Annotated in this window: 17 protein-coding genes and 2 pseudogenes; 10 read left to right on the forward strand and 9 right to left on the reverse strand. The window is 65.1% G+C overall.

Annotated elements, in window-relative coordinates; translation table 11 throughout:
- Positions 1-513 precede the first annotated feature (513 nt).
- The 3 genes from B0G80_RS31480 to B0G80_RS31490 all read left to right on the forward strand — a co-directional run bounded on the left by B0G80_RS31480 (position 514) and on the right by B0G80_RS31490 (position 3,241).
- Entirely contained in the window at positions 514-1,953 is a 1,440-nt protein-coding gene (locus tag B0G80_RS31480; protein WP_116121812.1) for an MFS transporter, read from the forward strand.
- 36 nt (positions 1,954-1,989) lie between these two features.
- Positions 1,990-2,424: a GNAT family N-acetyltransferase gene (locus B0G80_RS31485; protein ID WP_116121813.1), complete on the forward strand. Its 435-nt coding sequence runs from the start codon at positions 1,990-1,992 to the stop codon at positions 2,422-2,424.
- A 217-nt stretch (positions 2,425-2,641) separates the two neighbouring features.
- Positions 2,642-3,241 (forward strand): cation diffusion facilitator family transporter, encoded by a 600-nt coding sequence (locus B0G80_RS31490; protein ID WP_258879087.1) that lies wholly within the window; start codon positions 2,642-2,644, stop codon positions 3,239-3,241.
- 19 nt (positions 3,242-3,260) lie between these two features.
- Here the strand turns inward: B0G80_RS31490 and B0G80_RS31495 are convergent, their stop codons facing one another.
- The 3 genes and pseudogenes from B0G80_RS31495 to B0G80_RS31505 form a co-directional block, all read right to left on the reverse strand.
- Entirely contained in the window at positions 3,261-4,148 is an 888-nt protein-coding gene (locus B0G80_RS31495) for a 2OG-Fe(II) oxygenase (RefSeq protein WP_116121815.1), read from the reverse strand.
- A 273-nt stretch (positions 4,149-4,421) separates the two neighbouring features.
- Positions 4,422-5,546 (reverse strand): annotated as a pseudogene (locus tag B0G80_RS31500) (IS701 family transposase); the annotation flags it as partial.
- Positions 5,547-5,634: 88 nt separating this feature from the next.
- Positions 5,635-6,126, reverse strand: a complete 492-nt coding sequence (locus B0G80_RS31505) for a nuclear transport factor 2 family protein (protein WP_116121816.1) — start codon at positions 6,124-6,126, stop codon at positions 5,635-5,637.
- A 380-nt stretch (positions 6,127-6,506) separates the two neighbouring features.
- Between B0G80_RS31505 and B0G80_RS31515 the strand changes: the two genes are divergently transcribed.
- Together B0G80_RS31515 and B0G80_RS31520 are read left to right on the forward strand one after the other, a co-directional pair.
- The gene (locus B0G80_RS31515) at positions 6,507-7,058 is read left to right on the forward strand and encodes a hypothetical protein (protein ID WP_258879088.1); all 552 of its coding nucleotides are present in this window, start codon (positions 6,507-6,509) and stop codon (positions 7,056-7,058) included.
- 146 nt (positions 7,059-7,204) lie between these two features.
- Complete coding sequence (locus tag B0G80_RS31520; protein ID WP_116123792.1) at positions 7,205-8,557, forward strand: DUF2325 domain-containing protein; 1,353 nt, start codon at positions 7,205-7,207, stop codon at positions 8,555-8,557.
- A 27-nt stretch (positions 8,558-8,584) separates the two neighbouring features.
- Here the strand turns inward: B0G80_RS31520 and B0G80_RS31525 are convergent, their stop codons facing one another.
- Together B0G80_RS31525 and B0G80_RS31530 are read right to left on the reverse strand one after the other, a co-directional pair.
- A complete protein-coding gene (locus tag B0G80_RS31525; protein WP_258879089.1) occupies positions 8,585-8,986 on the reverse strand; it encodes a winged helix-turn-helix domain-containing protein in 402 nt (133 codons plus the stop codon).
- Positions 8,987-9,016: 30 nt separating this feature from the next.
- Positions 9,017-9,343: pseudogene (locus tag B0G80_RS31530) on the reverse strand (nitrogen fixation protein NifQ); the annotation flags it as partial.
- Positions 9,344-9,438: 95 nt separating this feature from the next.
- On the opposite strand from B0G80_RS31530, the gene B0G80_RS31535 reads away from it, so the two are divergent.
- Entirely contained in the window at positions 9,439-10,314 is an 876-nt protein-coding gene (locus tag B0G80_RS31535; RefSeq protein WP_116121821.1) for an extracellular solute-binding protein, read from the forward strand.
- A gap of 5 nt (positions 10,315-10,319) precedes the next feature.
- Positions 10,320-12,173, forward strand: a complete 1,854-nt coding sequence (locus tag B0G80_RS31540; RefSeq protein WP_116121822.1) for an ATP-binding cassette domain-containing protein — start codon at positions 10,320-10,322, stop codon at positions 12,171-12,173.
- Here B0G80_RS31540 and B0G80_RS31545 read toward each other — a convergent pair.
- From B0G80_RS31545 to B0G80_RS46495, 4 genes are all read right to left on the reverse strand, one after another.
- Positions 12,170-13,612, reverse strand: a complete 1,443-nt coding sequence (locus tag B0G80_RS31545) for a nicotinate phosphoribosyltransferase (protein ID WP_116121823.1) — start codon at positions 13,610-13,612, stop codon at positions 12,170-12,172. The genes B0G80_RS31540 and B0G80_RS31545 overlap by 4 nt on opposite strands.
- 355 nt (positions 13,613-13,967) lie before the next feature.
- Positions 13,968-15,170 (reverse strand): AAA family ATPase, encoded by a 1,203-nt coding sequence (locus B0G80_RS31550; RefSeq protein WP_116121824.1) that lies wholly within the window; start codon positions 15,168-15,170, stop codon positions 13,968-13,970.
- 66 nt (positions 15,171-15,236) lie between these two features.
- Positions 15,237-15,524, reverse strand: coding sequence for a hypothetical protein (locus B0G80_RS31555; protein ID WP_116121825.1), 288 nt, complete (start codon positions 15,522-15,524; stop codon positions 15,237-15,239).
- An 865-nt stretch (positions 15,525-16,389) separates the two neighbouring features.
- The gene (locus B0G80_RS46495; RefSeq protein ID WP_147309947.1) at positions 16,390-16,740 is read right to left on the reverse strand and encodes a hypothetical protein; all 351 of its coding nucleotides are present in this window, start codon (positions 16,738-16,740) and stop codon (positions 16,390-16,392) included.
- Between the two features lie 131 nt (positions 16,741-16,871).
- On the opposite strand from B0G80_RS46495, the gene B0G80_RS31560 reads away from it, so the two are divergent.
- The 3 genes from B0G80_RS31560 (at position 16,872) to B0G80_RS31570 (ending at position 20,775) form a co-directional block, all read left to right on the forward strand.
- The gene (locus B0G80_RS31560; RefSeq protein WP_116121826.1) at positions 16,872-18,308 is read left to right on the forward strand and encodes a sigma-54 dependent transcriptional regulator; all 1,437 of its coding nucleotides are present in this window, start codon (positions 16,872-16,874) and stop codon (positions 18,306-18,308) included.
- 223 nt (positions 18,309-18,531) lie between these two features.
- Entirely contained in the window at positions 18,532-20,268 is a 1,737-nt protein-coding gene (locus B0G80_RS31565; protein WP_116121827.1) for an MFS transporter, read from the forward strand.
- 156 nt (positions 20,269-20,424) lie between these two features.
- Positions 20,425-20,775: an NIPSNAP family protein gene (locus tag B0G80_RS31570; RefSeq protein ID WP_116121828.1), complete on the forward strand. Its 351-nt coding sequence runs from the start codon at positions 20,425-20,427 to the stop codon at positions 20,773-20,775.
- Positions 20,776-20,854 lie beyond the last annotated feature (79 nt).

Consider the following 20,854-nt stretch of genomic DNA (forward strand, 5'->3'; position numbering starts at 1 on the left):
GACGCTGTGTCCGGTTGATTGGCTTGGCTAGCCGGCTTGCGTGCAATCTGGACATACGTGCACGCTGGCTTGCTGTCTTGCCGGTTTCCGCGCGAGCGTGGGTTCGACGCGTTGCAGGGACGCGCGGGCTTTCGGGCTTTCGGGCTTTCGGGCTTTCGCGCTTTCGCGCTTTCGGGCGTTTAAGCCCACGGACTTGCCGACCTAACGGGCACGCTGCCTGCGCTGCCCGCCGTGCACGCGCGGCACTCGCCGCGGTAGGCGGTATGGCGCCATTTATTGCGTTAGGATTCAGGGCTGGCGCTCGCTTGCCATCGTCGATGGCCGTGCCGGCGCGCCCCACCCGCGGGCCGCGATCCCGTCGCTCGTCCGCCCCGTCCGGATGCCGGAAACACGTTTTTCAAAAGGTAGTCGCAAGAACATGAAGGTCCAACCATCGCGCGCGAAGCGCCGGCACAGCATCGGCGCTGGAATGCGCTCGCACGACACCGCAAGCCGCCCGACAGGAGCCGCGCAATGAGCGGCAGCGAGACACGCAACGCGCACGTCGGCTGGCTTCCATATATCGTCGCGGCCACCTTCTTCATGGAGTATCTCGACACCACCGTGATCGCCACCGCGTTGCCGCAGATGGCGCACTCGTTCGGTGTCGGCCCCAACAGCCTCAGCCTCGGCATGACGGCCTACATGCTGGCACTGGCGATCTTCATCCCCGCGAGCGGCTGGGTCGCCGACCGCTGCGGCTCGCGCACGGTGTTCTTCAGCGCGATCGGCGTGTTCACCGTGGCTTCCGTGTTGTGCGGCCTGTCGCAGAACGTCGTCGAGTTCACTGCCGCTCGTCTCCTGCAAGGCATAGGCGGTGCGATGATGGTGCCGGTGGGCCGCCTGATCGTGGTCCGCAGCACCGAAAAGAGCCGCATGATGCAGGCGATCTCGACCATCACGTGGCCGGCGATTGCCGCGCCGGTGGTCGGCCCGCCGATCGGCGGCTTCATCACGACCTACGCGTCGTGGCGCTGGATCTTTCTGCTCAACGTGCCGTTCGGCCTCGCGGCCATGGCCGTGGCGCTCGCGCTGGTGCCGAACCTGCGCGGCACCGAACGCAAGCCGCTCGACGTGGTCGGCCTGCTGCTGAGCGGCGCGGCGTTGACGGCGATTCTCTACGGCGCGGAGCTGGCAAGCCAGCCCGGCGAGAATCCGTGGATCGCGGGGGCGATCATCGTCGGCGGTTTGCTGGTGGGCGTGGTGGCGTTCCAGCATGCGAAGCGTCATCCGCATCCGCTCATCGACGTCTCGACGCTGAAAATCCCCACTTTTTCCGTGACGGTGGTGACGGGCTCGTTCACGCGCATCGGCATCGGCGCGGTGCCCTATCTGATGCCGCTGCTGTTCCAGGTCGGCTTCGGCTTGTCGGCGTTCAAGTCGGGGCTGTTGCTGCTCGCGAGCGCGCTCGGCAACCTCGGCATGAAGGCGCTGACCACACGCATCCTGCAGCGTTACGGTTTCCGCATGGTGTCGATCGTCGACGTGACGGTCGCCGGCGTGTTCATCATCGCGTGCGGATTGCTGAGCCCGAACGTGCCGCTCGCGCTGGTGCTGTTCGTCGTGTTCGTCTACGGCGTGGCGCGTTCGATGCAATTCTCCACGCTCGCCACACTCGCCTATGCCGACGTCGCGCAACCGCAGATGAGCGCCGCCAGCACGCTATGGAGCGCGGCCGCGCAAATGACAATCGGCCTCGGCATCGCGTTCGGCGCGGTGTCGCTGCGCGCGGCGGCGTTCTTCAATGGCGAGATCACCGGCCGCGTGTTCACGCTCGACGATTTCCGTCTCGCGTTTCTGTTCGCGGGCGTGGTGACGCTGGCATCCGTGATCGGCTACATGGGTCTCGCACGCAATGCCGGCCAGAGCATCGGCGGCGGCTCGCGCGGCAGCGAAGACCCGGCCAAGGGTTGACGAGAAAGCACGTTGATAAACGGCAGGAGACACGCGTTGCAAGCACACGAACTGACGATTTCGAATGACAAGGCCGCTCTCGATATGGAGACGGTCTATACGTTCCTGTCGCAAGAAACGCCGTGGGCCAAGGGCATGCCGCGCGAGACGTTCGAGCGGGCCGTCGCGGGCTCGCTGTGTTTCGGCGGCTATATCGACGGCAAACAGATCGCGTTCGCGCGCCTGATCACGGACGAGGCGACTTTCGCGTACCTGTGCGACGTATTCGTGCTGCCGGCGTATCGCGGTAAGGGATACGCGTCCGCTCTAATGAAGCACGTTTTCGCGAGCCCGTCGCTGCAGGGCTTGCGAAGAATCGTGCTGGTGACGACGGACGCGCATCGCGTATACGAGCCGCACGGCTTCACGGGACTCGCGACGCCGGAACGTTACATGGAGCGGCATAACCCGGACGTCTACAAGCCGGCCTGAGCGCAGCGCGCGCCGCGAACCCTCGCGGCGCTGTCATCGGTGTGCCACGTTGGACGGTTAACTTGCTGCGGGAACAGAAACCGCACAAACAGTAAAAACCGTCCCCAGCCCATGCCACAGCATTCCGCGCGCGCGACCCGCAGCGCTTCCGTCGACGGCGGCCGCCTTGTTTAAGGCCGCCTTCGCCAGCGCGCTCCTCAATGCGTTCCTTTCGGCGATGCAGATCGCCATCGGCCTCATCGCGCATTCGGACGGGCTGTTTGCCGACGGCGTCCACACCTTGAGCGACCTCGCCGCCGACGGCGTCGTGCTGATCGTGCTGTACCTCACCACAAGACAGCCGCGCGCGGCCGGAACCAGCGCCGACCCCGGCATCGAGCAGGCGCTGGCCACGCTGTTCATCGCCGCCGCACTGATGATCACCGCAGCCGGAATGCTCTGGACCAGCGTCGCGCAAACCTCGACGCTCAGCGGCGGCACCACGATGCATATCGGTGCGCTGGCCGTGAGCGGCTTCGTCATGCTCGCCAAAGAGGCCCTGTTTCGCTATATGCGCGCGGAAGGCGCCCGCACCGGCTCGGCGATTCTGCTGGCCAGCGCGTGGCACGCGCGCGTCGACGCGGTGTCGGCGCTCGTGGCGACGTTGGGACTCGCCGGCAGTCTGGCCGGCATGCCGATGCTCGACCACATCGCCGGCGCGGCGATCGGCCTGGTGATCATGCGCATGGGCTTCGCAAGCGGCCGCGGTGCGTTGAAGCAACTCTTCGCCGGCTCGCCCGGCAACGCGACTGCCGCCGCCGGTCAACCGGCTGAATAAAATCTGGAAGCGGTTCGCGTCAGCCGTAAGCGCGTTCGCGCATCCACTTCGTCATGATCCATTTGTCGCCGCCGAGCACCGGCGCGCCGCCATGCAAGGTGAGTGGATCAAGTTGACGCTGAGCGTTCATATAACGAAAATACACCGCCCCGCCCTGCCTTGCCGCGACCGAAATGCCCGCTTCCGGGAAGATGGTTTCGCCGCCGTCCGGCACGTCGTTCAGGTAGATCACCAGCGTGGCGACGCGCTGGCCGCCTTGCGCGGTATGCACCGCGCTGCCGGGTTGATCCGGCGGAAAGTAGTCGAAGTGCGGGCGGTATTCGCCGGTCGTGCCGTAGTGCAGAATCTGCAGCCCTTCGCCGTTTTCGACCGGCCAGTTCATCAGGCTCGCAATACGCCGGTCCATCCGTTCGATGAACGTGTCTTCGCCGCGCTGATACCAGATGCCTTCGCTGGTGCGATTGCGGATCACGTCTTCCTTGCCGGTATCGGGATTGACCGTGGTGGAACGCTTCAATCGATGGCGGGAGCGCTCAATCATCTCGGCGCATTCATCCGGCGACAACACGTCGCCGAACACGATCACCTGGGGACGCTCGCAGCGCATCAGCACACGCACGTCGCGATCGTGCGCGCGGATGAGATTGCCGCGCGCGACGGGCGGATCGTCGTACTGGTACGTTCGTGGCGCGGCTTTGGCGAGCGCCGCTTCGGTCGCGGCCGCCGCGGCAAAGGTCGGGTTCGCCGCCATAGCCGGGTCCTGGCCGAAGGTCCTGTGCACGGCCGCGCGCGCGGCGTCGGTCGCAAAACCGGCCTGCACCATGGCGTCGACCATCGAATCGGGACTGCAGCCGCGCGCCACGTTGCTGCTCAGCCACTCTTCCCATGCGGCATCCACTACTGGCATAGCATTCCTCATTCGTCCGCTTGAAGAAATTCAGCATCACGTGGCTGAATGATAGCAAGCAGGCGGTCTTAGTACTACAGCCGTAGATCTGGGTAAACTGGAGGCACACATCCTCGTCTTCGGTAGTGGCACTGCTGGGCGCGGTACTGGTGTCGGCGCCGCCATGCCGAACAGGACAACACGTACGCGATAGAGTGGGCGCCGCGCCACAGGATGCGACAGAGCAGCCGGCGGATCTCCTGCACGCTGAGCGGCACCAAACCTTCAGGTGTTTTTTTTGCCGTGCACCCGCAGGGTGACGAGTACTGCATGGGCCAGCAGAGCCAGCGTGATGTGGCGATACCAGCCTTGCCATCGGCGCACCTCATACTGATCGAGTCCGCATTCGCCTTTGGTCGCCTCGAAGCCGGTCTCGATTTCCCACCTGCGGCCCGCGACGTTCACCAGGGTTTGCCGTGTGGCCTTGCTGCGCGGTGCGTATACGACGTAATACGCATGTTCGCGTTGCTCGTCCAGGCTGCGTCGCACCAGCAGGTAATGCCCGAAGCGGCGCTCCTCTTCGGTGATCTGCAAGCGCCACAGCGGAGTCAGCGCCCAGTCATACAGGCGCTCGCCCTTGGCGCCGGCACCCGCTGACAGGCGGCGCCATGCCCTTGCCGGCAGGGCCTCGGCGATCCGGTCTGCCCGTACGTACTCTGGACCTTTCCACCATAGGGGTTCGTTCTTCGCAACGGCCAGCACGAAAGACTGGCCGCGCGACTCGAGCCACAGCCGCAGGTGACGGTCACCGCCGTAGACTTCATCCCCCGTGACCCAGCCGCACGGCACCCCTGCGTCCAGCGCCCGCTCAAGCATACGACGCGCAAGCTGTGGCTTCGTTGCGAATTCCACCGACCCGGGAATGCCCGCTGCCTCGCAGCGCACCCGGTCATCGGTCCACACCTTGGGTACATACAGTTCGCGGTCGATGAACGCACTGCCGCCACGACCGGCATAGCAGAGGAACACGCCGATCTGGCTGTTCTCGATACGACCTGCCGTGCCACTGTACTGGCGTTGAACACCGGCCGAGTGCTGTCCCTTCTTGAGGAAGCCGGTCTCGTCCACAATCAGCACCGCGTCACGCTCGCCCAGTTCTTCCACTACATAGCTACGCAGCACATCGCGAGCGGCATCCGCGTCCCATTGCGCCCGCTCCAGCAGGTGCTGTACGCCATCGGGTGTCGCTTCGCCGATCCATTCGGCGAGTTGCCAGCCGTTCTTGCGCTCGACTGTACCCAGCAGGCCCTTCAGGTATGCGAGCGACCGCTGTCGGGGCTCCGGACGCCTGAACAGTTCCCCGAGCCGCTGGTGCAGTACCTCCAGTTCACGCTCCCACGCTTTTGCAGTCGAATGCATAGCCTTAACGTATAGTAATCCTTAATTATTTGAGTATAGTAAAAAAATCTACGGCTGTAGTATTAGGCCCGACTGCGCGGCACGCTGCTCAAGTACGCTGCTGACGGCGCCGGTAGAGTTCAAGGCCCTTTCGCGCCTGCGCCCGGATAGCGCGCTGCACGAGCGGCGACCAGCCGAGCAGCGTCCCCTTGAGGCCGAGCGCCTGGCGCGTCCAGCTCCACAAATCGAAGCTGTCGCGATGTTCGACGATGCGTCCGTCGCGAAACACGAAACGGGCGTCGATGCGGTTGACCACCGCGCGCCCCGTCTGGCTGAAGAGATAACTCGCAATCCAGTGGGCGCGGCCGCTGCGCTCGTCAGCTTCGACGTCTTCGAACGTCAGCGAAAAGTCTTGTGCGCGCGCCACCAGCATGCGCCACATATCGCGCGCTTCCTCGCCGCGCAGCTCGCCGAACGCCGGGTCGCTGAAGACGACGTCGTCCGCGTAACAGGCCACCATGGTTTCGGCGTCGCGTTGCTGGAACGCCGTGTAGAAACGCTGGATCAGTTCGGTGTTGGTGTTGGCGTTGGGATGGCTCATTGTTTTGATGGGGGTGCGTAGGCCGTTTTTGAAGTCGATCCGGAAAAGCGCCCGGCGATCATTCGACGGCGGGCATGCCGCACACGATATCGGAAAACCGGGCCCAACGGGCATTGCGGCGTGCCTGGCCGTTCGACGCCGCGCCACGCATCCGCGCGGCCTCGCTTCGGCCGGCCCACAGCTTCTGTTCAGCACGCGGGTGGCTTTTCGTTATATCCTGCTGAATATCACGGTACGCTTCGTGGTGCGTGGCGGCGCGTCCTTCGGTACGTCCGTGAGCCGCGCGCGACGAGGCCAAACGAGCCAGTAAGAGCCAGCAGGAGCCACTAGCAGTGCGCAGTCGATCCATCTTATCCGCCCCGGCCGGACGCCTCGGGCGCTTGCCCAACGAGCTTTCGTCGACCATCGTCGCGGTGAAGGCGGCGTCCGAGCGCGGCCGCGCCGAATCGATCCGCGATGTCGTCGATGCCTACCGGCGTCTCTACGGCAGCGCGCAGCGTTTCGTGCTGATGCTGACCGACGACCCGTTGAATTTCGCCTCGGTCGGCACGTCGGGCTCGCATTCACTGAACCAGTTGCTGTCGATCCTCGCCGAGCGGGCGGGTGCCGCGGCGTTCGCGCGTCTGCGCGACCTGAAAGCGGCGATCGAAGAAGCACGCTGCGCCGAACAGCTGCGCGACGCGATCTTTTCCGACACGTTCAGCAACGACCTGGCTGCGCTGCGCAAGGTGGTCGCCGAACTCGAACGCCTTGATGCGGCCTTCGTGGGCTTGTGCGTCGGGCATGTGCTCGAACAGCACGCATGCGCGGCGAGCGCGACGAGTCCGGTGGCCGACCCGCGCCCGGCCGCTGCCCGAAGCCCGGCGGGCGGCACGGCGCCCCGGCGCAAAGAACGCGTCGCCGAACCCGCCCTCACTCCTTCTAACGATTGATTCGCGACATCCGCAGATGAATGTTCTCTCGCGCCCACCGTTATATCTTTCCGAATATATCGTCGACCGCGCTCGCGGGGCGAACGTGCGCCATGTGCTTCGCAGGCACGTTCAACCCGCCTGACCGAACCGGATTCGAGATTCCCATGCACACGCCCCCGTTCCGCCTCGCCCAGCCCACGCGTCTGAAGCTGTCCGGTGAGGAGCGTGCCGGCACCGGCATGCACGCCGCCGACGCGTGCTGCGCGCCCGCCAAAGTATCGTTCTCGAACACCAAACGGCGCGCGCGTCTCGCCGAACTCAACAGCCATCTGCATTGCTCGATCGTCGGCACGTGTCTGGGCACGCATGAATTGCGCAAGCTGGTGCCCAAATTCAGGGGACTCGACCGCCGCGACGCGAGCGATCTCGAGATTCATCACGCGGCGGTCGAACTCGCGATCGAAGGCGGCGCGGCCGCCAAGGCGTTGCACAAACTGCTCGACGAACGCTATGCGGGCGCGATCCGCCGCTTCGACAAAGCCACCGACGACGTCGATCTGCTGAAGCTCTGGGACGAAGCGCTGAAGAGCGGCGACATTCCGCCCGCCTACTGGGCTTTGATGACGCATCCGTTCGCGACCCTGCCCGTCCGTCAGAAGGCGTTCGGCGAATTGCACATGCTGTCGCATCTGGTGGGCGCGGCCAATCGCGCGGACATACGCCGCCTGGTCGCGCTGGAAGAGGAAAACGCCGCCTTGAAGGAAAAAATCGAACGTCAGCAGAGCCGCTTGCAGGAACTCAGCGTGCAACGCGACGCGCGGATTGCGGCGCTCAACGAACAGATCGCCCAACTCACGGCGCATTCAACCCGCCAGATCCCCGCCGACGCCACCGGTCTCACAGCCGAAGCGCAGCGGCTGCGCGACAAACTGGCCGACGCCGATCAGCGTGTCGCCCTGCACACGAGCCGCCGCGAGGCCGCGGAACAGCGCGCGCTGCAGGAGCAGGCCGCGGCACTCGCGCTACGCCGGAGCCACGATCAAACGCTGACGCTGCTCAGACTCGTGCAAAACGAATGCGACGCCCTCGAACGCGCGACGCTGGATGCAGCCGACGCGGTGAGCGGAGCCGGCACACGCCGGGCGAGCCTCGACAGCGTGCAAGGCAAACGGATCGTGTACGTGGGCGGCAGGCCAGGCTCGAACGCCGCGCTCAAGCGACTGGTGGAAGCGGCCGGTGGCGAACTCATCGTGCACGACGGCGGGGTGGAAGATCGCAAGGGCCTGCTTGCCGCGGCCTTGCCGGGCGCGGATCTCGTCGTGTTCCCGGTCGACTGCGTCGACCACGATTCAATGAACATGCTCAAGCGCGTCTGCGAGCGCCATCAGATCCGGTATCACCCGCTGCGCACGGCCAGCGTGGCGAGCTTTGTCGAATTGATGGCCCGTCTGCATCCCGAGAATCTCGCCCAACTGGGCAATCCGCCTACTCCGGTGTTTTGCCTGCGGCACGGCTGAGCGCGCCCTGTTCACGAACCCGGCGGCTCAGGAGCGGATCAGCCTGGTCAACTCGGCGATCTGTTTCGCGCAACTGCGCTGCGCCTCGACTTCGACGTCGCGGTACAGGCGAATGATGGTTTCGCCCACCGGCGTGAGCGTACAGCCGCCGCCGCTCTGACCGCCCTGCTCCGAATGCGTGGCCGGCGACTTGAGCGAGCGGTTCAATTCGTCGATCAGCAGCCACGCGCGCCGGTACGACATGTGGAGGCTGCGCGCCGCCGCCGAGATCGAGCCGAATTCGCGCACGGCTTCGAGCAACTCGACTTTGCCCGGCCCGAGCGCGACCGCGTCCGCGCTACGGATGCGCATTCTGAAGCGCACTTCGGGGCGTGTCTTCGCGGCTTTTTTTGCCGCGGGCGCGGGGGTGGTTTTTGGGGTGTCAGCCATGCGCGAAAGCATACACGAACGGCCGCACAGTCATGCTTGAAGCGCCGGGATGCAATGCCCGTAGTCTTCGCCGCCCGGACAACCTGGCGCCGGCCCTGGCTGCAAACCCAATGACCGCGCGCGTCGTTCGGCGAGGAATTTCTTCCACTGCAGGTTAGCGGTATTCAACGCGACGAGCGTGGGGAAATAACGCGTCAACATCCACGTGACTTGGTCGCGGCCGGCGAGACCGAGATCGCGCCACAGATGATCCGGGCACAAACAGGCATGAGCGATGATCGCCGCGAGACACTGCGCGTCGTCCCCACGGACCGTGGAGCTGGCGTGCGTGAGCAATAGGGCGTGGAGCGTGCGGACGCCTCCCACTCAATTGACGCGGAGCGGCGTCGTCACACAAGACAACGCGAGGACGTCGTAATATAGCGCTCTTAATAACGTATCGGGGTTATCGCATGATTCGCAAGCTGCTCGCTTCTCTCGTGGTCATTGCCGGCATCGTGACGACCGTGCCCGCGTTCGCGCAGGACAACACGGTCAACGTGCTGTACGCCGGTTCGCTCGTCAATCTGATGGAGCGCAGCATCGGCCCGGCATTCGAGAAAGCCACCGGCCAGCATTTCCGCGGTTACGCGGCGGGCTCGAACAAGATCGCCAACGAGATCAAGGGCAAACTGCGCCGCGGCGACGTATTCATCAGCGCGAGCCCCAAGGTGAATGACGCTCTGACGGGCGCGGCAAACGGCGATCACGTCACGTGGTACGTGAACTTCGCCGAATCGCCGTTGATGATCGGTTACAACCCGCAGAGCAAATTCGCGCCGCAGTTCAGGAGCAAGCGCTGGGACCAGGTGCTGCAGGAGCCGGGCATCCGCATCGGGCGGACCGATCCGAAGCTCGACCCGAAGGGCGCGTTCACCGTCGAGATGGTGACCAGGGCCGCTGCGCTCTACCATCAGCCGGACCTCGTCGAGAAAACGCTTGGCGCGGCGGAAAACCCCGAACAGGTGTTGCCTGAGGAAACGCTGGTGGGCCGTCTGCAATCCGGCCAGCTCGACGCCGGCTTTTTCTATTCCACCGAAACGTCCGACCTGAAGATTCCTGCAATCCGCCCCGCACCCGAATTGCAGGCCAAGGCCAGCTACACGCTGACCATTCTCAGCGACGCGCCGAATCGTGAAGGCGCGAGCAGCTTCGTCGACTTCCTGTTGAGCACGCAAGGCCGCGCGCTGCTCAAGCAACATGGCGTGGACGTCATCAAACCGACCGTGAGCGGCAACGTGCAGGCCATGCCGCCGTCGGTGCAAGCCGTAATCGACGCCGCGCAGTAAGCGCGATGAAACGTACCGCTGCGCGTCCGCTGCTGTGGCTGGCGGCGCTGCTGGCCGTCTATCTGTGCGCGCCGTTCGTGGCGAGTGTGCCGCAACTCGGCGCGGCGGACTGGGCGAATGTCGACTGGCGCGCGACGTGGTCGGCGGTCGGCGTTTCCGCCGCAAGCGCGAGCGTCGCTTCGCTCGCGATTCTGCTCGGCGGCGTGCCGCTCGGCTATTTCCTCGCGCGCTCGAACTCGCGCAAGGTGGCGCTGCTCGGCTTTGTCGTGCAGTTGCCGCTGGCGCTGCCGCCGCTCACCAGCGGTGTGCTGCTGCTGTTTCTGCTCGGCCCGTATAGCTGGGTCGGCCGCTTCACAAGCGGCGTGCTGACGGATTCGTTCGCGGGGATCGTGCTCGCGGAAGTCTTCGTCGCCGCGCCCTTCCTGATCATCGCCGCCAAGTCCGCGTTTACCGCCGTCGATCCGATACTCGACGACGTCGCCGCGACGCTCGGCCATCACGCCGGCAGCCGCTTTTTCCGCGTCATGCTGCCGGTTGCGTGGCCGGCGATTCGCGCGGGACTCGCGCTCGCGTGGCTGCGCGCATTCGGCGAATTCGGCGCGACCGTGATGGTGGCCTATCACCCGTACTCATTGCCGGTCTACACGTACGTCGTATTCGGCGGCCAGGGGTTGCCGGCGATGATGCCTCTGCTGCTGCCGACGCTCGCCATCGCGGTCGTCTGCGCGGCGCTGTCGATTTACAGCCTTCGGCAAAAGACCGCGCTCGATGAAACCGAAAACGGCGACGACACGCTCGCACCCGGCGTGGGCCTGACGGCTTCGAATGGCGGCGAAACAGCGGACCTGCGCCTTGCTTTTCATTTGCGACGACAACTGGGCGCGTTCATTCTCGACCTCGCATGGACGCCGGCGACGCGGCGCCTCGCGATCATCGGGCCGTCGGGTTCGGGCAAGTCGTTGGCGCTGCGTCTGATCGCGGGACTCGAATCCAACGCAACGAGCCGCGTGACGCTCGGCGCGACGCCGTTGAATACGCTGCCGCCGGAACGCCGGCAGATCGGCTACATGCCGCAAGACTACGGCCTGTTTCCGCACATGACGGTCGCGCAGCAACTGGCCTTTCCCGTCGATGCCGATCCGGCGAGCGCGCGTTATTGGCTCGATCATCTGGGTCTCGCGCGACTGGTTGCACGACTGCCGCATCAACTGTCGTTCGGCCAGCGGCAGCGCGTCGCGCTCGCGCGCGCGTTGACGCGGCATAGCGAACTACTGCTGTTCGACGAACCGTTCGCCGCGCTGGACACGCCGCGGCGGCGCCGCTTGCAGCAGTCCTTGCGCGCGTTGCAACGCGAGATCGCCGCGGTGACGATTATCGTCACGCACGATCCCGATGAAGCCGCGTTGCTCGCTGATGAAGTGCTGGTGGTCGAACAGGGCCGTGCGCTGCAAGCTGGCTTTATCGACGCCGTGTTTGAACGGCCGGCGTCGATGCGCGTGGCCGGTCTGCTCGGCTTGCATAACGTCGGCGAAGGTGTGATGAGCGCGTCGGGCCAGGTCGAGATCGCGCCGGGCTTCGTGATCGGAACCGGCGACAGCGGGTTCCCTCTGCGCGCCGGCGCGCGTGTCATGTGGCGCGTATCGTCACATGCGATTGTTGTCGGGCAAGACGGCACGCATGCGGGCGTGGTCGATGCGGTCGAACTACGGCGCGGCGAGCGCTATGTCCGCGTGAATATCGCCGGCGTCCGCTTCGACATTGCCAATGAAGACGACCGCCTGCGCGAAGGCGCACCGTGCCGGATCGAGATCCGCGCTCCCGGCGTTGCGGTCTGGCCAGCGAGCGACGCGGCGCACTAGCCTTCGTGCGCGTGAGCGCGGCTCCTGATTTCGGCAAGCGACATATCGATCAGCAGCTTGCCGGAATCGAACACCGTCACCAGCGCGTCTTCCCAATCGCCCTCGACCGTGCGCTCATCCCACGCAACGGGTAGCGTCGTCGTTCGATACTCGCCTGTGTGACGATTCTTCAGTAGCGTCAGCCGCCCTTTCATCGAGCGCTTTCCGGCGTCGGTGACAGGATCCTTGAGCACGTCGTGCCACTCGTCGCCTAGCCGGATCGCCGAACACTTCATCGCGAAGCGCTGCGTGTCGCGATTGATCTGCTGCAACAGCGCGCCGCCCATGCCGAACACGATGTTGTCCGCGGCGAAGCCGGCTTCGTCCATGGCGGCAAGGATCGTTTCTATCGAATCGGGATTCACGCCGTCGCCCTGAATCACCCGCACAGTGTTGAGCACGCGCCGCCCTTTGCCGTTCACCACCGATCCGAACGACGCCTCCAATGCCCGCAGCGTTTGCAGCACGATGGTTTGCGGATCGCCCGAGTCGGGCCGGATCACCAATGTGCCGCCCGAGTCGAGCACGGCCTGCTTCAGCTCGTTGCCCCAGGCGTCGAGTGCGGCGAACAGATCATAGGAGTCGGACACCACCGACACGATCGCGCCCGGCTTGCCGAACCGCGCGATCATGTTGCGAAACGCGTCGGTTTCGCGCTCGCGGCCCCACGAGGTGATCGTGCTGTGTTCCGCCGCCGGCACGGAAAACGCCGCCATCGTCTCGTTGTAGTAGTGGTTCGCCGCGACTACACCGAGCACGGTATCCGAGCCCATGAAGCTGACGAGATGCGCCGCGCCGCCAATTGCCGCCGACTCCGCGCTCGACACGCCACGTGCGCCAAAGTCGTGCAGCTTGAACGGCAATTGCGTGAGGTCGTCGCTGCTCTTCAGCAGATAGCCGCGGATCGTCTCGCGCAGATGCCAGCTCTGCGTCGCGACCGTAATCGGATACCACACGCGCAACAGCATGGTCTCCAGATACGACGCCAGCCAGAACACCTGCGGGTCGTCACATTCCACCGTGACGAGCACGTTGTGCGTCGGCACGACCGAGCCTTCCGGCACCGCGCGGATGCGTACCGGCAGATAACCGCCGTGGTGTTCGACGATGTAGCGCCAGCCCGCTTCGTTGAACGGCTCGCCGTGCGCCGTGAAGAATGCTTTGGCCTGCTCGATCATGGCCGGCGTGATCGGGCGGCACAGGTATTCCTTGATCAGCATCTGCAGGCCGAAGAACAGCGTGCGGTCGTAGCGCCCGCCGCGCGATTCGATGTATGAAAACATCGCCGACGCTTCGGGCGGATATTGCAGGTAGTGCGACGCCTTGTACGAATCCGTGTTGAGAATCGGATTGGACAGAACCGACGCGATATCGTTGAGACCGTTGGACTCGTTTTGCATGGACGATGCTGCGCTCATAGGCGCTCTGAAAAGTAAGCAGACGGGCCGCGCATCCGGCCGGCCACAACGACACGATACACCGTCAAAACGCAGCGGGAATCACACCGAACCGCGCCTGGCTTCGATAGGCGCGATAGGTTCGGCGCAACGAAGCACTTCTACCGAGGCCGCGAGCATGAGCGGCCCATGTCATTGCAGACTCGTTCGATATGCGAATTATTATTTGAGCCGGCTGCGCCACGGGCTGCCGGCCTCCGGTGTCGCAGCGTAGCAGCGGCACGCGTCCGCTGTCCAGATCAGCCGATGGACGTGCGGATTTGCTTCCAACCGGTGTGTCCCGCTCGACAGGATGGGTTCAATGCCCCGGCTTGAGCTGCGGCGGCACGTTCGGCCGCGACGCGAACAACCGGCCGAGCACGCCTTTGCGGCGCTCGGCGCTCGCCGGCCACAGCATATCCGCCAGCAGGCTGATGCCTTGCGCAAGCGTGCTGTCTCTGGCCGACGTCACCAGCGGCACACCGCGGCTAAGCGCGTCGTTGGCCTGCTTGTCGTCGCGCGGAAGCTGATGCGCCACCTTCGCGCCAAGCGTCTGTTCGAGCGTCGACAGGTTGATCTGGGCGTTCTTGTCGTAGTGATTCACCACCACCCGCACCTTGCTGGCCGGATAGCCCAGTTCCCTGAAAATATCGAGCATGCGGCGCCCGCCGTGCAAGTACAGCAGGTTCTGGCGCACCACCATGCAAATCGCATCGCTGCGATCGAGCGCGTGGATCGTCATCGGATTCAGGCTCTGCCCGACGTCGATCAGCACCGCGTCATAGCGCTCGCGCGCCAGCGTGAGAATGCATTCCAACTGCGCGGGCAGCAGTTCGGCCGCCTTGAGCGGGTCGCCTGCGCCCGCCAGCACATCGAGATTCGCGTGGACATGCATCACGCATGATTCGAGTAGTGCGGCGTCGAGGCGCTCCGCCTGGGAGCAGAGATCGGCAAGTGTGGTGGGCGGCGGCTTGTCGGCCATGAGCAGACTGGCGTCGCCGAATTGCTGGCTCAGGTCGATCAGCAGCACGCGCCGGTTGCTCAGCGCGGCCAGCGAATACGCGAGATTCACGGCGATCAGCGTGGTGCCGCTGCCGCCCTTGCTCGAAGCAAGCGAAACGACGCGGCCGGCGCGACGGCTAGTGGCGTTTTTACGCGCGTCGGCCTGGATGAGAATGATGGTGATCTCGTCGGCGTCGGCCGGCCACGACAACACGTGTCGCACGCCGACGCGCATCGCCACGCCCAGCAAGGCGGTGGACGGCGCCGCCGTCATCAGCACGCAATGCAGGGCGGGCGTGCAGGCCAGCGCTTCCTCGACGCCGTCCAGGTCGCGCGCGCTCAGATCGGTGTCGTCGACGATCAGCATATCGGCGCTCCGAATCGCACGGTCGTGCGCCCGCACTTGCCGGGCCGTGCCCTGAGCGGTCCGCAGCCGGTAAGCCACGCCGCTTGCTTCGAGGCGAGCGACGATTTGCGGCGCACGCTCCATGCTGGATGAAATCAGGAAGATGTCGATCATGTCGGCTCTCCGCCGGTCTGGCGCGTTCGGTTGGCGAAGCCGCCTCGACAGCGGTCGAGGTTCGTTTTAGTCGTCGGCATCGGACGGATGAATGTCCGCACCGCGCTCGTAGTTTCGTTCCTGCGACACCGGCATCTCATACACCGAGTCGCGCAGCGCCTCGCGCTGGATCTCCGCTTGCGCCCGGCGCTTGATCGCCTCGGCGATCACCAGCGTGGTCAGATCGACCGGCGCAGCGGCGAATAAAGCATGCGGCGCGGCGATATGCCGTTGATAGGAAATGCCCGCTGAATGAGTCGTGCTTTGGCGATCCGGCCGTACTGTGCCAGCCGGTTTGGTGATCTGTCTGGTCATGACAACCCCCGAAAAAAATGTGCTTCTTCTACCGCTCTGTCCAGGTGAGCCGTGTCCGCAACTTCGCGGACACGGCGCCCGGTCCACCTCGTAACCCGCGTCTCTCTCCGGAGACTCCGGCCATTCCTCCCCGCTTCGTCGCGCCCGGTTGGTCCTCGACCGCGCGCTGCCCCGTCGCTGCTCTTTCGCTGTTTTTCTTGTTGTTGTGCGTACCGTTCGCTCGCCGACTCCACGAGCGCTGTACATGTCGTTTTTTTCCGCCCTTCACATCCGCCATAACCGACGGAAAAAGTGGCGAGGTCAACCTTTACATCGTCCGGTCGCAATGACCGGTACGTTGTACCGACCATTGCGCCGTTCCTTTTATGACATCTGTTTTTTATTGGCCCCGCCGCACCCTCGTAGAACGCAATGGCTTTCCCCAGCCGCGCCTACGAAGTCTTTTTGTCGCCGGTCTCTTCTTATTCTGGCTTCCCTGAACCTGGGACCGGGCGGCAACAGCCTCCGCTGTGAAATGCTTATTGCAACGGCTATGCCATGCACCCTCAAACCCTTATGCCACCATGATCGTCGATGCAGCGCACCGGACCTGGGCGTACTTCGCAGCTCGCGTTGATTCGAATTCGACACATGTTTCCGCGCCCGGCGACACGCCGCAGCACGATGTTCGCGGCCATCTGAACGCCGGGCAGCCCGCGCGCTCCGCGCGTGGCCGGGCGTTGCGTCGCATCCCGGTTAAATATGCCGACGCTTCGGAACCCTATCCGGTAGCAGCGCACGTATGCCCAATGTGTCGCACGCGTGAGACAAGGCAAATCTCGAACTACAGTTCCGTTTGACATTTGCCGTAAAACGAATTGAGGCGTTATGTGCGACGGCGCGCATAGCAGGACTTGACCATCCATTTTTGAAGCGCATGGACAATGAGGCGACGTAAAAAACGTTTCTGAATCCAGACTTGTTTATATGGCGCTTCACAGCGGTTTCGCTTATCGTTAAGCCCATGCGCCAACAAGAGCGCCTGTACCAGGTCAACGAGGTTAAAAACGGTTTGAGTGATTCGGGGAAAAGATCGCGGGACGGTTTCAACGGTGAACACTGTTCCCGCCATTCGTCCGATATGCAGCAGCTCGCGGTTTGCGCCGCCTGCTCCATGCTCCCCGAGATTGCCGCTATCGTGAATCGTGACCGCCGGGCTGGGAGGAGCAGAACCCAAAGCGGTGGATCATTCCATGTCCGGACTCGCGTAAGCGGACCGGCTGGCTCCGTTGGCCGGAAGCCGGCATCACGCCGGTCTGTCGCGTACGTCGCAGAACAGTCCTGAGAGCTGCATCAACCGGGGGTAACATGAATACGACTTGCACGCCTGTCGACACGGAACGTACCGTTCTGTATGTGTCGAACGCGCCCGATCAGAAACTCGCCGATTTTCTGGCGGCTTCTGGCTGGCAAGCGGTGCATGCCAAAAGCACGGCCGTGGCCGAGCGTATGCTCGAACGCGGCAACATCAAGGTCGGCCTGGTCGAACTGCCGGGCGACTGCACATCCCAACATCTGTCCGCGCTGGCGTCCTGTATGCGGCGCGTCGAAACCAACTGGGTCGCCCAGATCGCGCCCGGCCAGGCGGAAAACGAACTGGTCAGCCGCTTCATCCTCGATTACTGCTTCGACTTCGTGACCCGGCCGTGGCTCAACGAGCGGCTAGTATTCGCGCTCGGCCATGCGCATGGCCTGTCGAGCCTGCGGCATGTGGAAGTCGCGCCGGAACCTTCGGCCGGCCGGCACGGCATGGTGGGGCAATGCGAGGCGATGCAGCAGTTGTACCGGCGCATCGACAAATGCGGCGTGACCGACGCGCCGGTATTCGTCGCCGGCGAATCCGGCACGGGTAAGGAACTGACCGCCAAGGCGATTCACGAACGCTCGCCGCGCGCCGGCCGCCCGTTCGTCGCGATCAATTGCGCGGCGATTCCGCCGAGCCTGCTGCAAGCCGAACTGTTCGGCCACGAACGCGGCGCGTTTACCGGCGCGCTTCAGCGCAAGATCGGCCGGATCGAGAGCGCGCACGAAGGCACGCTCTTTCTCGATGAAATCGGCGATATGCCGCATGAATGCCAGGCGGTCCTGCTGCGTTTCCTGCAGGAAGGCACGATCGAACGGCTGGGCGGCAACGGCCCGATCAACGTCAATGCGCGGGTGATTTCGGCGACCCACGTCGATCTGGACAAGGCGGTCGAAGACGGCCGCTTCCGCTCCGACCTGTATCACCGCCTGTGCGTGCTGCGTCTGGTCGAGCCGCCGTTGCGCGAGCGCGGCGGCGACATCAAGCTGCTCGCCAACTATGCACTGAGCATGTACAAACAGGACGGCGCGCGCAAACTGCGCGGCCTGTCGAGCGACGCGATTGTCGCCATGTCGAACTATCCGTGGCCTGGCAACGTGCGCGAGTTGATCAATTGCGTGCGCCGCGCCGTGGTGATGAGCGAAGGCCGCTTTATCACGGCCAGCGATCTGGGCCTGCCGGAAGCCGATAACGGGCCGGCCGTCACGCTGGCGGAAATCCGCAGCAAGGCCGAGAAAGATGCGATCGAACACGCTTTGCAGCGGCATGGCTACAAGTTGTCCGAAGCAGCGGCGGAACTCGGCATTTCGCGGGCCACGCTGTATCGGCTGATGCATGCCAACCGGCTGCATCAGGAGCCGGCGGCCGGGCGCGCTTCCAACACGGCGGGCGGCGCGGATGCCGACGGCGACGCGGAGCGACGGGCGCCTTCTTTGGTGTGAGCGGGTAAGTTCAGCGGCGCTTTTTGCTGCGCCTGATTCGATTGACGCCGGCTTGAACCTCGCCAGCGGGAAGATCGCGGGCTGGGCACGCCTCTGCTTGCACACTGGTGCGCAACGACGCGACTCGATGCATCAGCATGCGTCGCCCACGTCCCTCGCGCCTTTCGCCGTCGCGCCGGCATTGCTATGCTGAAGGCCGTTCATCCATCCTCCGGGAGCGGACTTGGCCGACCCGCATGCACCGGCGCTCAAGCGCCGTTCCTCGTCCGTCCTGCCCGCTCAGGCCAGCCCGTGCGATGCGCTCGTCATCCGCGCGCAGCCTGCCAGTCTCGTCCACCCGTGCCGGCGTAAAAAACTCGCGCTGGCCGCGACTATCCTCGGCTCAAGCATGGCCTTCATCGACGGCTCCGTGGTCAATGTCGCCTTGCCGTCCATCCAGAGCGAACTGGGCGCGAGCGTGGCGGCGATCCAGTGGGTCGTCGACGCCTATCTGCTGTTTCTCGGCGCGCTGGTGCTGGTGGGCGGCTCGCTCGGCGACAAGCTTGGCCGGCGCACGGTGTTCATCGCGGGAATCGGGCTGTTCACGCTAGCCTCGATTGGCTGCGGCCTCGCCCCGGGCGCCACGGCCCTGATCGCGGCGCGCGCCGTGCAAGGCGTGGGCGCGGCGCTGCTGGTGCCGAGCAGCCTGTCGATCATCGGCGCGGTGTTCGACGACAAGGAGCGCGGCCAGGCGATCGGCACCTGGGCCGGCGTCGGCGCGATCACCTCAGCGCTCGGGCCGGTGGCGGGCGGCTGGCTCGTCGATGCGTTCTCGTGGAGGGCCATCTTCTTCCTGAACGTGCCGATTGCCTGCGCGACGGTCGCGCTGGCGGTCATGGCCGTGCCGGACAGCCGGCAGGACGATGACGGAAATCCGTCCGCGCGCGCCGGCGGGGCCACTGGACACGCGGCGGCCGGACTCGACTGGCCGGGTGCCGCCACGGCCACCGCCGGACTCGCCGCCCTGACCTATGGCCTGACGCTCGCCTCGGCGCGCGGCTTCGGCGACCGCTGGGTGCTGGCGTCGATCCTCGGCGGCCTGCTGGTGCTGATCGCCTTCGTCGCGCTCGAAGCGAGAACCCACAATCCGATGATGCCGCTCGACGTGTTCCGTTCGCGCGACTTCGTCGGCGCCAATCTCGTCACGCTGCTGGTCTACTTTGGCCTGGGCGGTGCGCTGTTCTTCCTGCCGTTCACGCTCATCCGCGCTTATGGTTACAGCGCGACTCAGGCGGGCGCGGCGTTGCTGCCGGTGCCGGTGACCATCGGCCTGCTGTCGCGCTTCACCGGCGGCCTGACGAGCCGCTACGGCGCGCGGGCCTTGCTGACCGCGGGGCCGGTCGTCGCCGCGGCCGGCTTCGCGATGCTCGCGCTGCCGTGGGTCGGCGGCGAGTACTGGCGCGGCTTTCTGCCCGCGCTGGCCGTGCTCGGACTCGGCATGACCGTCACCGTCGCGCCGCTGACGACGACCGTGATGGCCTCGGTGTCCGCCGCGCGCACGGGCGTCGCTTCGGGCATCAATAACGCGGTGGCGCGGGTGGCGAGCCTGCTGGCGATCGCGGTGCTGGGAATCGTGTTCGTGTGGTCGCACGACGCGGCACTTGAAGCGCGGCTCGATGCGCTGCATGTGCCGCAGGCAGTGCGCGAGGCGGCGAGCCTGGCGCAGGTCGGCATGGATGCGGGCGCTGCATTGCCTGCCGCAGGGGCGGGTGCGTCGAAGGGAAAAGTGGGCGAGGCAGATGTAGCGGCGGCGCACGCCGAAACCGACGCGGCGCACACAAACGTGGATGCGGCACGGGCCCAACCTGAGGTGGCGCGGGCACAAGCCGACGCCCTCGGCGCGGCATTGCGCGCGGTGGCGCTGGTGTCGGCGTTGTGCGCGCTGGCCGGTGCAGCGCTGGCGTTTTTGACGATCCGTTAGCGACGGCCGCTCGAGATGCGCCGCGCCTGATTCACGCCTCGCGCACGGACGCCCATCCATAGTTCAGACCGCGCTGAAACATCGCTGCCCGGCGCGCGCCATACTGCAGTCACGGTCCTTCACACCACGACCTTCGACTAAACAGGGAGCTTGCACATGGCGATTACCTGCTTCATCCGCTATCAGATCGATCCGTTCCAGCGCGATGCCTTCGACGAATACGCCCGCAACTGGGGCCGCATTATTCCGCGCTGCGGCGGCCATCTGATCGGCTATTTCCTGCCGCATGAGGGGACCAACGACATCGCGTGGGGATTGATCTCTTTCGAAAGTCTCGCGGCCTATGAAGCGTATCGGGCGAGACTGCGCGCCGATGCCGAGGCACGCGACAATTTCAAGCTGGCGCAAACGAAGCGTTTCATTCTGCGCGAGGAGCGCACCTTCACCGAGGTCGTGGAAGGCACCTTGGGTGTGCCGCCGGTGCGCAGGGGGGCAGCGACGGAGTGATGGCGAGGCGGTGAACGTAGCGACGGCCGCGGCATCTACGCGGGCGGCGCGCCTGCGCCTGCGCCTGCGCCTGCGCCTG

This window comes from Paraburkholderia sp. BL6669N2 (assembly GCF_003387275.1).
Classification (GTDB): Bacteria; Pseudomonadota; Gammaproteobacteria; order Burkholderiales; family Burkholderiaceae; genus Paraburkholderia.